Here is a 13,335-nt window from a genome sequence, read left to right as displayed (position 1 = left end):
CAGGCTATTAAAGCGTAGTTGGCTGGCGGGCTGCCAGCACGTCGGCATCAATCAGAGCGTTACGCACCGGCGCAAAGCTGCGACGATGATGAGGTGTGGCGCCGTGCTGCGTCAGCTTTTCCATGTGCAGCGCAGTTGGATAGCCTTTGTGCTGCGCAAAGCCATATTGCGGGAACAAAAGATCCAGCTCGGCCATTTCACGATCGCGCGTGACTTTGGCGATGATCGAGGCGGCACTGATCTCTTTCACCAGGCTATCCCCCTTCACTACCGCCTGCGCGGGCATCGGCAGCGCGGGGCAACGGTTACCATCAATCAGTACAAAGTCTGGAGCAATGTGCAAACCCGCTACCGCGCGCTGCATCGCTAGCATGGTGGCGTGCAGAATATTGAGCTGATCGATCTCTTCCGGCTCAGCACGGCCAAGACTCCAGGCCAGCGCTTTCTCTTTAATCTCGTCATACATCGCCAGACGGCGTTTCTCTGATAACTTTTTCGAGTCTGCCAGTCCCGCAATCGGGTTAGCAGGATCGAGGATCACCGCCGCAGTCACCACGGCGCCAACCAGCGGACCGCGCCCGACTTCATCAACGCCAGCAATCAGCTGCGCGTTGGGATAAATAAACTCAGCCATTGATGATCTCCAGTACCGCATCCGCCGCTTGCTCATCAGCATTCCAGCGGATCTGTTGATGCAGTTCGGTGAAGGTATTAAGCAGCGCTTCACGCTCAGGGCCGGCGTGCAGCAACGGCTCCAGTGCCGCGGCTAACGCTTCGGGCTGACATTCATCCTGCAGTAACTCTTTGACCAATTCACGACCGGCCAACAGATTTGGCAGGGAAACGTACGGTGTTTTCACCAGACGCTTTGCCAACCAAAAGGTAAACGGCTTCATGCGATAACCGACCACCATCGGACATTTCGCCAGCATGCACTCCAGCGCGGCGGTGCCGGACGCAAGAATAGCGGCATCGCTGGCCAGCATCGCCTGACGGCCTTTGCCATCCAGCAAATGCATGGGCAGTTCTGGCGCCACTTCAGCTTTGATCTGCTCAAACTGCTCGCGGCGTTTGGCGTTAACCAGCGGTACCACAATTTCCAGCGTTGGATAGCGCTGACGCAGCAACTGCGCGGCGCGCAGGAAATCGGCGCTGAGCATTTCGACTTCCGCACCGCGACTGCCTGGCAATAAGCCAAGGCAAATCGCCTCTGCGGCAATGCCTAACTCGCGGCGCGCCGCCAGCTTATCGGGCTGTAGCGGCATCGCATCAGCCATGGTATGACCGATAAAACGGCACGGCACGTTAAAACGATCGTAGAAGGCTTTTTCGAACGGCAAGAATGCCAGCACCAAATTGGTGTTGCGGCCGATTTTGAAAACGCGCTTTTGACGCCACGCCCAAACGGAAGGACTGACGTAATGAATCGTGCGAATACCTGAGCGCTTAAGGCTACCTTCCAACGTGATGTTGAAATCAGGCGCATCAATGCCAACGAATACATCCGGCTTGAGTTCCGTGAAGCGCTGCGTCAGGTCACGACGAATTTTCAGCAGACGCCGCAGGCGTCCCAGCACTTCGACGATGCCCATCACCGCCAACTCTTCCATCTCATACCAGGCTTCGCAGCCTTCGGCCTGCATCAGCGGGCCGGCCACGCCAACAAAGCGCGCATCAGGATGACGCGCTTTTAACGCACGGATGAGCCCTGCACCAAGAATATCGCCGGAGGTTTCTCCGGCGACCAGGGCAATCGTTAGGGGACGCGCTGACATGGATTAACGAATCAATCCACGCGTTGAACGGGCAAAGAAATCATAGAAAGGCTGCACTTCGCTGTGTTGTTTCGCCAGCAGTTCAATCTCTGGTTTCACTTCATCCAACGTTTTGCCGCTGCGGTACAGCAATTTGTACGCGTTGCGAATGGCGTGCAGTGCTTCTTTACTAAAGCCGCGACGCTTCAAACCTTCGATATTAATACCGTACGGCGTGGCGTGGTTGCCCTGCGCAATGACATAAGGCGGCACATCCTGTGCGACGCCTGAACAACCGCCAACCATCACATGTGCACCAATGATGCACCACTGATGTACCGCAGTCATACCGCCGATAATCGCGAAATCATCAACGGTAACGTGACCGCCCAGCGTGGCATTGTTAGCAAAGATGCAGCGATTACCGATCACGCAGTCATGCGCGATGTGAGCATTCACCATCAGCAGGTTATCACTGCCAACTTTGGTCACGTTGCCACCCTGCGTGGTGCCACGATGAATGGTGACGCTCTCGCGGATGCGGTTGCGATCGCCAATTTCAACGCGCGTCGGTTCACCAGCATATTTCAGGTCCTGGTTCACTTCACCAATGGAAGCAAACTGGTAGATCTGATTGTCTTTGCCGATGCGCGTGTGGCCGTTCACCACCACGTGCGATTTGAGTACCGTACCTTCACCAATTTCTACATTGGCGCCGATAAAGCAGAACGGGCCGATGTGAACATTAGCGCCGATAATGGCACCGTCTTCAATGACAGAACTGGGATGGATATTGGCGGTTGAATCAATCACTTATTATGCCTCCCGGCTACGGGCACACATCATGGTCGCTTCACAGACAATTTTGCCGTCAACGGTCGCCACACCTTTAAAGCGCGTCAGACCACGACGGGTTTTCTCGAATGTCACTTCCATGATCATCTGATCGCCCGGCACAACCGGACGCTTGAAACGGGCTTCATCGATACCAGCGAAGTAATAGAGTTCGCCTGGTTCCAGTTTTCCAACGCTTTTGAACGCCAGAATACCGGTCGCTTGCGCCATCGCTTCCAGGATCAGAACGCCTGGGAAAATCGGCTTACCAGGGAAGTGTCCCTGGAAAAACGGTTCGTTAACAGAAACGTTCTTCACCGCGCGCAGGTATTTATGCTCTTCAAAATCCAGCACGCGATCAACCAGCAAGAAAGGATAGCGGTGTGGCAGCAGTTCTAAAATCTCTTCAATTTTCAGAGTATGCGTTTCAGTAGTCAAAATACTCTTCCTGTCCTAAAAATTCTGATGGCAACAATAACACGGCCTGCACCGATCAAAATGATCTTCCGCAGGCCGCAAATTAGTTCGGGGCGTTTCGCTTTCTTACGTTACCTGCTGCCATTCTCGGGTTACCCCAATCTGGAAGAAAGTACACTTCTTGTTATGAAAGCGAGTAGCGTGGGATGCGTTTAGTCGTCTTTGCCGACCTTACGTTCGATGGCTTTTAAGCGTTTGCTTATTTCATCGATGTTCATCACCAGCGCTGCTGTTTTACGCCATGTTTTGTTGGGTTGCAGTGGAATACCCGACGAATACACGCCTGGCTCTGTGATCGGGCGCATTACCATGCCCATGCCGGTTACGGTCACTTTGTCACAAATTTCCATATGGCCGTTAATGACGCTGGCGCCGCCAATCATACAGTAACGTCCAATCTTCAGACTACCCGCCATGATCACACCACCCGCAACTGCGGTGTTATCACCAATCACAACGTTGTGCGCAATCTGACACTGGTTATCTATGATAACACCATTGCCGATCAGAGTGTTATCCAGCGCGCCGCGATCAATGGTGGTACAGGCACCAATTTCTACCCGATCACCAATCACGACGGTACCCAGCTGCGGGATTTTCACCCAATTGCCACGATCGTTAGCATACCCGAAACCATCAGCACCAATTACCGTGCCCGACTGAACCAGACAATCCTGGCCCATTTGGATTTCGTGATAAATGGTGACGTTAGCCCACAAACGTGAGCCGCGACCGATGCGCGTCTGCTTACCAACAAAACATCCGGCGCCAATAACGACGTCGTCACCCAGCTCTACGCCGGATTCGATCACCGCATTTGCACCTACCGAAACATTCTTACCCAGCTTAGCCGTTGCATCGATCACCGCACTGGGCGCGATATTCTGCGCGGGCTGCGGCGTGGTGTCCAGCAGTTGTGCCATACGGGCATAAGTCAGGTAAGGATTTTTCACCACCAGGGCGGCCGTTTTACACCACTCCAGATCCGCTTCCGTCAGCACCACGGCTGAAGCCTGGATAGCAGCGAGTTGCTCGCGGTAGCGGCTGTTTGCAAGAAAAGTGATTTGGCCAGTTGTGGCGGATTGCATAGAAGCAATGCCGGAGATGACGATATCGCCATCTCCGTGCAATTCTGCATCCAACTGCTGGGCTAAATCAGCCAGTCGAATTGATGACATCAATTATTTAACCTGTTTTACAACGTCAGCAGTGATGTCTTTAGCATCAGAAGAAGAGTACAGCACGGCCTGAGAATCCAGGACCAGATCGTAACCTTCGCTTTTCGCTACAGACTGCACAGCGGTCTGGATTTTAGCCAGCAGCTTGTTACGCTCCTGCATCTGACGAGTTTGGTTGTCTTTGTCAAAAGCCTGTGCTTTTTGTTCAAAGGCAGCGCGCTCAGAAGAGATTTGCTTCTCTTTCTTCGTGCGGTCGCTCGCTTTCATGGTCGAAGCATTACGCTGCAGATCCTGAATTTCTTGCTGGATCTTCTGCTGCTGAGACTGGAGGTCAGAGGCGCGGCTCTGGAATTCGCCTTCCAGTTGTTTAGCAACCGCGGCACGCTGCGGAGACTGCTGGAAAACCTGGCTCAGGTTTACGACGGCAACTTTATCAGCCGCTTGGGCACCCGCAGAAGCAGCTAATGCAACACCCAGAGCAGCAGCACAGAACAACTTTTTCACTATAAACTCCTTACCTCAACGTGTGTGTTTGCAGCGTGTCGCATCATTAAGCGACACGCATACAAGACGGTATTTTCACTTCCCTGCTCAGAGCATTACCAGGTTTTACCGATGTTAAACTGGAATTGCTCTGACTTGTCTCCCTCGACTTTCTTCATCGGCTGGGCGTATGAGAACACCAGCGGTCCTAACGGTGACATCCACTGCAGTGCCACACCGGCAGAGACGCGAATGTTATTAGGATCGCTGTAGTCTGGCACACCCGCCGCACGTGTTTCTGCGGTGTTCTGCCATTTGGTATCCCAAACGGTACCGGCATCCATAAACACCGAGGTACGCACAGAGTTTGCATACTTCTCGCTCAGGAACGGCGTTGGCGTAATCAGCTCAAGGCTGGCAATCGCCATAGCGTTACCGCCGACCGCATCATCCGACTTACAGACACCGTTCGGATCAGAGATGTTACAGGTTGACGAGCCATCGTTCAGATACGCAGCTTTAGGACCAATGGTGTTGGACTGGAAGCCACGAACCGTGCTCGAACCACCGCCGTAGAAGTTCTCATAGAACGGCATCTCTTTACCATTAAGTCCGTCACCATATCCTACACGGCCACGGCCTAATACCACCCACGTACCATCGCGGTTCAGCGGCACATATTGCTGGCTATCCAACGTCGCTTTGTAGAATGCGTTATCAGAGCCAGGAATAGTCACTTTACCGTTCAGGTTGGTACGGTTACCGCGCGTTGGGAAGAAGCCGCGGTCTAAGGTGTTATAAGTCCAACCGTAGTTGAAGGTGAAATCATCTGCAGAGAAATCACCGTCATCATTTAAGCCCTGATGACGACCGACCGAATCCAGATAACGCCACATCGCAACCTGTGGACGCATGTTGGACAGGTCGTTATGCACGTAACCTAAGCCAACACGCAGCGTGTTGTTTTCATTGACCGGGAAGCCCAGCGTACCGTCGAGACCATAACTTTTGTTGGTATAGTCAGACAGATCCGCGTCGTCGGCTTTAAAGTCGTTATAGAACAAGCGACCGCCGAGGCTCACACCATCAACCGTGAAGTACGGATCGGTCAGTGAGAATTCAGCATAGGTCTGATAATCATTTTTGGTCCCGCTGATGCCGACGGTGTTACCGGTGCCGAGCCAGTTTTCCTGGGTCACGCCAACCTGGAAGCTCACGCCACTTTCAGTACCGTAACCGACACCAAAGTTGAAGGTACCGGTGTTACGTTCTTTCACCTTGTAGACCACATCAACCTGATCCGGTGCACCCGGAACACGTTGCGTATCAACGTCAACGGTTTCGAAGTAACCGGTACGATTCAGACGCTCTTTACCCTGATCGACCAGGTCGCTGCCCAACCAGGCACCTTCCATCTGACGCATTTCACGGCGCAGTACTGAATCTTTTGAGGTGTCGTTACCTTCAAAACGCACTTTACGCACGTAGTAACGGTTGCCCGCATCCACGTTGATGTGCAGTTTGACAGTTTTGTCAGCATCGTTAATTTCAGGCTGCGTCATTACGCGTGGATAGGCGTAACCATAGCGGCCCAGCAATTTCTTGATGTCATCTTCCATTTGGGTGACTTTGGTGCCGTTATACAGCTCACCCGCTGGAATTCTGGTCATCTTTTCGATTTCAGCAGAATGGCCCGCCATGCTGCCGTTCACAATCACGCCGGCAATCTTGTACTGATCGCCTTCGTTAATGTTCACGGTGATGTAGATGCCTTTTTTATCTGGCGTCAGGCTCACCTGCGTAGAATCAATGTTGAAACGCGCATAACCGCGATCCAGATAGAAGCTGCGCAGGGTTTCGAGATCGCCCGCTAACTTCTGCTTCTGGTATTTGCGATCGCCAACGACGTTCCACCACGGCACTTCATCTCGCAGTGAGAAGCGGGAGATCAGTTCGTCAGAGCTGAAAGCTTTATTGCCAACGATATTGATCTGCTGGATCTGCGCCGAAACGCCTTCCTGGAAGACGAATTTCAGATCGACACGATTGCGCGGCAGTGGCGTAGCAATCGCTTTGACGCTGGCGGTGTATTTACCGACGCTGTAGTAGAAGTCTTCCAGGCCCTTCTCAATGGCTGAGAGCGTGGTGCGATCCAGCGCTTCGCCAACGCGCACGCCAGAAGCTTCGAGGTTCTGTTTCAGCTGATCTTCTTTCACCGCTTTGTTGCCGGAGAAAGTGATGTTGGCAATGGTTGGACGCTCTTTAACCTGAACAATCAGGGTTGTACCGTCACGCAGAACCTGCACATCTTCAAAGTTACCGGTGGCGAACAGTGAGCGAATGGTGTTTCTGACGTCATCGTCATTCACCGTATCACCGACACGTACCGGCATGCTGAGCAGAGCCGCGCCGACGGCGACTCGCTGGAGACCTTCGAAATGAATGTCCTTCACTACGAAATCGTCTGCACCGTAAACGGTGGCGCTGCTAAACAGCAGCGACGCTATGAGCAACTTTTTCATCGCCATCGTTGTTATGCGTTTTCCTAACACATCCCGCGCCTGTATGCGTTCCAGCTATTACAGACGTGAGAAATCATTGAAAAGTGCAAGCCCCATTAACAGCACTAGCAAAATTGAGCCAATGCGATAACTAAAGTCCTGAACTCGCTCGGACACCGGTCCACCTTTGATCTTTTCGATCGCCAGAAAGAGCAGATGACCACCATCTAAAACCGGCAGAGGGAACAGGTTAATGATGCCCAGGTTGACGCTGATGAGCGCCAGGAACATCAGGTAATAAATTACCCCGTACTCTGCTGATAACCCGGCACCTTGCGCGATAGAAATCGGCCCGCTCAGGTTATTCAGCTTCACATCCCCGATTATCAACTTGCCCAGCATGGAGACTGTTAGCTTCATCAACTGCCAGGTTTTTACACTGGCTTCGCCGATCGCCGCAAAAGGTCCATACTGCCTTACCGTTTTGTACTCATCAGGCAGCGGAATTACACGCGGTATGACACCCGCAAAGCCTTCCGCTTCGTTGCCCGGTTTTGCTTCCGGCGTTAGTGTCAACGCCACAGGTTCGCCGTTGCGCTCAATATCTAGCGCCATGTTTTTACCCGGGTTATCCCGTACCTGTGCCGCAAAAGCCTGCCACTGTGACAATGGCTGACCATCGACTTTAACGATCCTATCGCCCGCTTGCAAACCAGCATTGCTTGCCGGAGAGTTTGCCTGAACTTCGGCTAAGGTCGTTTCAATCTGCGGCCCACGTGGACGAATACCTAAAGCGACCACCGGATCCTGTTTATCAGGTTCGAATTGCCAATCGCGCAAATTTAATTGCTTTTGCTGCGTGGCTTCTTCGCCAAATTGCGAGACGGTAAGCGTTGCATCGCTGTCGCCGATTTTACCGATCAGCGCCATACGCACAGCATCCCAATCAGGCGTTTCGATACCATCTACCGCTTTAAGTTCCATGCCAGAGTTAATTTGCGCTTCAGCAGCGACGGAACCGTTCAGAATTTCACCAACTACCGGGCGTACACCAGGTACGCCGTGGATGAATACTACCCAGTAAGCGAAGATGGCAAAAATGAAGTTAGCGATGGGGCCGGCCGCGATGATGGAAGCACGCTGCAGCACGGTTTTATTATTAAAGGCTTGATGACGCAGTTCGGCGGGAACGCTCTCAACGCGTTCGTCGAGCATTTTGACGTAGCCGCCGAGGGGAATCAGCGCGATGACATACTCAGTGCCCTGACGATCGGTACGGCGCCACAACGCTTTGCCAAAGCCAATCGAGAAACGCTCGACTTTGACACCGCAGCGGCGCGCCACCCAAAAATGGCCAAACTCGTGCACGGTAATCAGCACGCCAAGCGCCACGATAAAGGCGGCAAAACTCCAGAGTATACTCAACATCGTCGGCTATCCTCAGAGGGTGCGGAACACCAACAGCAGCAGGCAGGCAAACACCGGCACCGCAGCCGTCAGGCTATCAATACGATCGAGAATACCACCGTGCCCCGGAATCAAGTTACCGCTGTCTTTAATGCCCGCTTCACGCTTAAACATACTTTCTGTCAAATCGCCCAGGACTGATGCCAGGGTGGCGATTACCGCACAGATGATCAGCGTGCCCGGCGCAACTGAGAGCGGTGCCAACAGTGCAAACAGCCAGGCTATGATGGCAGATGACAATAGGCCGCCGAAGAATCCTTCCCAGGTTTTACCTGGAGAGACTTTTGGGGCCAGCTTATGTTTGCCAAACAGACGACCAAACATGTAGGCACCGGAATCGGCTCCCCAGACAAGGAACATCACGAACAGTAGCCACCAGGCACCGGCGAAGTGGTCGGTATCATAATGATACTGACGCAGCGCCATCATGCCCCAGAAGAAGGGAATCAAGGTGAGCAGGCCAAACAGCAGGCGCAACGAACGCGAATGGCGCCACAGCGCGGCAGAAGCAGGATAAAACAGCACTAAAAATAGCGCGACAACCCACCAGCCCAGCGATGCCCAGAGCGAGCCTTCCATCTGGAATTGGTGCAGGTTGCGTTGATAGGGTGCAAGGGTAAACAGCATCGCGGACAGCAATAGCCCGCATAGCACGGCCAGCCAGATACGTTGCTGACGCGTTTTCATACCAGCAAACTGCCCCCATTCCCAGGCGGCAAGCATGCAAATAATGATAGTAATGATCGCAAAACCGGACAGGGGTAACCAGAACAGTGCAGCGATCACCAGCGGAATCAAAATCAACGCGGTAATCAGACGAGACTTCAGCAAAGGTTACCCCCAAATTGCTTAGGCGCCGCCTGGTGCAGTACCGCCATAGCGTCGCTCCCGCGTAGAGAATGCATTCAGTGCACCTTCAAAAACGTTTTCATCAAAATCAGGCCAAAGAACATCGGTAAACCAAAACTCAGCATAGGCGATTTGCCACAGCAGGAAGTTGCTAATCCGATGCTCTCCCCCGGTCCTTATCACTAAATCCACTGGCGCCAGCTCCTGCATACACAGATACGGAGCCAGGCTTTCTTCGGTAATCTGGTCAGGACGCAGTATGCCTTCCTGAACCTGTTCGGCCAATTTTCTGGCACCCTGGATAATATCCCAACGGCCGCCATAATTAGCAGCAATGTTAAGGGTCAGTCCATTATTTTGCTGAGTCAGTTCCTCGGCGCGGCGAATGCGTTCCTGAATACGGTTATTGAAACGGCCAATATCACCAATGACGCGCAGACGCACATTGTGCTTGTGCAGGCTTTTGACTTCGCTGTCTAATGCCCAGACAAACAACTCCATTAACGCTGTCACTTCCTGAATCGGTCGGCTCCAGTTTTCACTGCTAAACGCATAAAGCGTGAGCGCTTCCAGTTTATGGCTAACCGCAAAGCTGACAGCCCGGCGTACTGATTTTACCCCGGCTTTGTGGCCTGAAATACGCAGTTTGCCCTGATTTTTTGCCCAGCGACCATTACCATCCATAATGATGGCCACGTGACGTGGCGTGCAGTACGACTCGTCATCGATTGTATTGTGATTGTTGGACGACATAACGCGTAATAATTCCTTTCATCAGAAATGCTGTGGTTTCTGAATACATTGCGCCTGCAGCAAAATCCGGCAAACACGCCAGATGACATCGAAACAATGTCGGGCTGTGAAACGCGAGCGAGCGACTATACCATTTTCACCCAGAGCGAACAAATAGCGGGAACTATCAACCTGCTAAACGAAAGCGCGGTAACAATTCATTAGCACGCACACGTGCTAATCGATCGATCTCCATTACCTCGTCAATGCTGTCCGGCTCCTGACAATTCAGGGACGCCAGCACTTCGCTGTTGATGGCGGCGATATCGGTAAAGCGAATCTGGTGCTGCAGAAAAGCTGCCACCGCCACTTCATTCGCTGCGTTCAGCGACGTTGTAGCGGCCTGACCTGTGGCACAGGCATCAATCGCAAGCTTCAGGCAGGGATAGCGCTCGTAGTCCGGCTCGGCAAACGTCAACGACTTCATGCGAGTGAAGTCGAGCGGTGTTACACCGGCAGAGATACGTGCTGGCCATGCCATGCTATGCGCGATGGGCGTTCGCATATCTGGAGAACCCAATTGCGCCAGCACACTGCCGTCGCAATAACGCACCATCGAATGGATAACCGATTGCGGATGCAGGATCACCTCCATCTGCGCGTCAGTCGCATTAAACAGCCAGCGGGCTTCAATGTATTCAAGACCTTTATTCATCATGGTGGCCGAATCGACAGAGATTTTACGCCCCATTGACCAGTTCGGATGCGCACAAGCCTGATCCGGCGACATACCGGCTAAATCCGCTAATGGCGTGTCACGAAAAGGACCACCCGATCCCGTAAGGAGAATCGACTCGATGCCGTTCCCCCGCAGATCAGCGTACCCCAACTGATGCTGTATGGAAGCGGGTAAACTCTGAAAAATGGCGTTGTGTTCGCTATCGACCGGCAGCAATTGCACCTGATGTTGGCGTACCGCCTCCATAAACAGACGGCCGCATGTGACAAGCGATTCTTTGTTAGCAAGCAACACGGTTTTACCGGCGCGAATCGCCGCCAATGTGGGCTGTAAACCTGACGCGCCAACAATCGCCGCCATCACCTGATCCACCTCATCCAGCGCAGCCAGTTCGCAGGCGGCTTGAACGCCGGAGAGCACTTCGGTATTCACGTTGAGTGCTTTCAGTCGCTCACGCAGCGCTCGTGCGGAGGTCTCGTCGGACATCGCGGCATAGCGCGGTTGGAATTGCAGGCATTGCTCAGCCATCAACGCCACATTCTGGCCAGCCACCAGCGCAGTCACCTGATACAGTTCAGGATTTGCGGCAATGACCGCCAGCGTGCTGGTACCAATGGAGCCGGTCGATCCCAGCAGAGTTAATCGCTTCATCATGCTATCCCTGTGAAGTCGTGGAGGGTGCCCGCAACGGCGCCGGACACAATGTAAAACGCCGCCAGAGTCGAACACGTCTCTGAACGGCGTTTTGAAAAGCAGTTGATGGAATTAGAAGTCCATCAGTTCCTTTTCTTTATCGGCCAATGCCGCATCAACACTCTTGATGTGCGCATCGGTCATTTTCTGGATCTCATCCTGCGAACGACGTTCGTCATCTTCGCTGATCTCTTTGTCTTTCAGCAGCGCTTTGATCTTGTCGTTCGCGTCACGGCGGACGTTACGCACAGAAACACGGCCCTGCTCAGCTTCGCCACGTACGATCTTGATCAGGTCTTTACGACGCTCTTCGGTCAGCGCTGGCAGCGGCACACGAATATCGGTACCGGCAGAGCTTGGGTTCAGACCCAGATCAGAGGTCATGATCGCTTTCTCAACTGCAGCGCTCAGCGAGCGATCGAATACGTTGATTTTCAACGTACGTGAATCCTCTACCGTCACGCTAGCCAGCTGACGCAGCGGCGTAGGTGTACCGTAGTAAGGAACCACAATGCCGTCGAGCAGTGAAGGAGAAGCACGGCCGGTGCGTACTTTGCTGATGTTGTTTTTGAATGCATCCACGCATTTTTCCATGCGCGTGTCTGCATCTTTTTTAATGTCGTTAATCACGTTGAAACCCTTGAATTCGGTTGACCTGGCCATTTCCGGGCTAACCGGAAGCGGTATCGATAAACATCGATCATCCTAATTGCTGCGCGATGACAGAGCATCGCGGCAAAAGAATATACCTTATTTTAACGTGCGTCGGGTATTAATGCGTAATCAGGGTGCCTTCTTTTTCACCCATTACTACGCGACGCAGTGCGCCAGGCTTGTTCATGTTGAAGACGCGGATAGGCAGTTTGTGGTCACGCGCCAGCGTAAAGGCCGCGAGATCCATCACTTTAAGCTCTTTATCCAACACTTCTGCATAGCTTAGTTGGTCATAAAGCGTGGCATCCGGGTTTTTTACCGGATCTTCAGAGTAGACGCCGTCTACTTTGGTGGCTTTCAGTACCACGTCGGCTTCAATTTCGATGCCGCGCAGGCAGGCTGCAGAGTCAGTGGTAAAGAACGGGTTGCCGGTACCGGCCGCAAAGATAACGACGCGGTTATTGCGCAGCAGGCTGATCGCTTCTGCCCAGCTGTAGTTATCACACACGCCGTTCAGCGGAATCGCTGACATCAAGCGTGCATTGACATACGCACGGTGCAGCGCGTCACGCATTGCCAGGCCATTCATCACGGTTGCCAGCATGCCCATATGGTCGCCGACCACACGGTTCATGCCCGCCTGAGCCAGGCCTGCGCCGCGGAACAGGTTACCGCCACCAATAACCACACCCACCTGGATGCCCAGTTCAACCAGCTCTTTCACCTCTTGCGCCATGCGGTCAAGCACGCTCGCGTCGATGCCAAAACCTTCGGCACCTTGCAGTGCTTCGCCACTCAGTTTTAGCAGGATACGTTGATATACAGGTTTTGCGTTGGTCGCCATGGTCGATTCTTCCTGGAAGATATGATGAAAAGGAGAAGTAAAATCTGGTCGATCATCCGCAAAGCCCGCGAGAAAAGCTATTGGGATGAGACTGAAAAGTGCTGCACTAAATTGCAGACAAAAAAGAACC

13 protein-coding genes are annotated in these 13,335 nt (G+C 53.0%); all 13 read right to left on the bottom strand.

Annotated elements, in window-relative coordinates:
* Nucleotides 1-7: 7 nt before the first annotated feature.
* The 13 genes from rnhB to pyrH all read right to left on the bottom strand — a co-directional run bounded on the left by rnhB (nt 8) and on the right by pyrH (nt 13,205).
* A complete protein-coding gene (gene rnhB, locus ACRQ84_RS18930) occupies nt 8-634 on the bottom strand; it encodes a ribonuclease HII (RefSeq protein ID WP_483816843.1) in 627 nt (208 codons plus the stop codon).
* Nucleotides 627-1,775 carry a lipid-A-disaccharide synthase gene (gene lpxB, locus ACRQ84_RS18925; RefSeq protein ID WP_483816842.1) on the bottom strand — a complete coding sequence of 383 codons (1,149 nt, stop codon included), beginning with the start codon at nt 1,773-1,775 and terminating at the stop codon, nt 627-629. Before lpxB ends, rnhB begins: the two co-directional genes overlap by 8 nt.
* A 3-nt stretch (nt 1,776-1,778) precedes the next feature.
* The gene (lpxA, locus tag ACRQ84_RS18920; RefSeq protein WP_064737508.1) at nt 1,779-2,567 is read right to left on the bottom strand and encodes an acyl-ACP--UDP-N-acetylglucosamine O-acyltransferase; all 789 of its coding nucleotides are present in this window, start codon (nt 2,565-2,567) and stop codon (nt 1,779-1,781) included.
* A 3-nt stretch (nt 2,568-2,570) separates the two neighbouring features.
* Entirely contained in the window at nt 2,571-3,026 is a 456-nt protein-coding gene (gene fabZ / locus ACRQ84_RS18915) for a 3-hydroxyacyl-ACP dehydratase FabZ (protein WP_007893924.1), read from the bottom strand.
* 191 nt (nt 3,027-3,217) lie between these two features.
* The gene (gene lpxD / locus ACRQ84_RS18910) at nt 3,218-4,243 is read right to left on the bottom strand and encodes a UDP-3-O-(3-hydroxymyristoyl)glucosamine N-acyltransferase (RefSeq protein ID WP_064737509.1); all 1,026 of its coding nucleotides are present in this window, start codon (nt 4,241-4,243) and stop codon (nt 3,218-3,220) included.
* 3 nt (nt 4,244-4,246) lie between these two features.
* Nucleotides 4,247-4,747, bottom strand: a complete 501-nt coding sequence (locus tag ACRQ84_RS18905; protein WP_007893920.1) for an OmpH family outer membrane protein — start codon at nt 4,745-4,747, stop codon at nt 4,247-4,249.
* A gap of 95 nt (nt 4,748-4,842) precedes the next feature.
* The gene (gene bamA, locus ACRQ84_RS18900; protein WP_064737510.1) at nt 4,843-7,254 is read right to left on the bottom strand and encodes an outer membrane protein assembly factor BamA; all 2,412 of its coding nucleotides are present in this window, start codon (nt 7,252-7,254) and stop codon (nt 4,843-4,845) included.
* Nucleotides 7,255-7,305: 51 nt separating this feature from the next.
* Nucleotides 7,306-8,655 carry a sigma E protease regulator RseP gene (rseP, locus tag ACRQ84_RS18895; protein WP_064737511.1) on the bottom strand — a complete coding sequence of 450 codons (1,350 nt, stop codon included), beginning with the start codon at nt 8,653-8,655 and terminating at the stop codon, nt 7,306-7,308.
* Nucleotides 8,656-8,667: 12 nt separating this feature from the next.
* The gene (gene cdsA, locus ACRQ84_RS18890; RefSeq protein WP_064737512.1) at nt 8,668-9,525 is read right to left on the bottom strand and encodes a phosphatidate cytidylyltransferase; all 858 of its coding nucleotides are present in this window, start codon (nt 9,523-9,525) and stop codon (nt 8,668-8,670) included.
* An 18-nt stretch (nt 9,526-9,543) separates the two neighbouring features.
* Nucleotides 9,544-10,296 carry a (2E,6E)-farnesyl-diphosphate-specific ditrans,polycis-undecaprenyl-diphosphate synthase gene (gene ispU / locus ACRQ84_RS18885; protein ID WP_064737513.1) on the bottom strand — a complete coding sequence of 251 codons (753 nt, stop codon included), beginning with the start codon at nt 10,294-10,296 and terminating at the stop codon, nt 9,544-9,546.
* A 166-nt stretch (nt 10,297-10,462) separates the two neighbouring features.
* Nucleotides 10,463-11,665 (bottom strand): 1-deoxy-D-xylulose-5-phosphate reductoisomerase, encoded by a 1,203-nt coding sequence (ispC, locus tag ACRQ84_RS18880; RefSeq protein ID WP_483817952.1) that lies wholly within the window; start codon nt 11,663-11,665, stop codon nt 10,463-10,465.
* Between the two features lie 114 nt (nt 11,666-11,779).
* Nucleotides 11,780-12,337, bottom strand: a complete 558-nt coding sequence (frr, locus tag ACRQ84_RS18875) for a ribosome recycling factor (protein WP_064737967.1) — start codon at nt 12,335-12,337, stop codon at nt 11,780-11,782.
* A gap of 142 nt (nt 12,338-12,479) precedes the next feature.
* Nucleotides 12,480-13,205, bottom strand: coding sequence for a UMP kinase (gene pyrH / locus ACRQ84_RS18870; protein WP_007893903.1), 726 nt, complete (start codon nt 13,203-13,205; stop codon nt 12,480-12,482).
* Between the last annotated feature and the right edge of the window lie 130 nt (nt 13,206-13,335).

Origin of the sequence: Pantoea sp. E2023-21, assembly GCF_051302795.1 — a bacterium.
In the GTDB taxonomy this organism is placed as follows: domain Bacteria; phylum Pseudomonadota; class Gammaproteobacteria; order Enterobacterales; family Enterobacteriaceae; genus Pantoea; species Pantoea ludwigii_A.
Note: the sequence above shows the minus strand (reverse complement) of the source record. Positions and strands in the feature narration are given on the sequence as shown.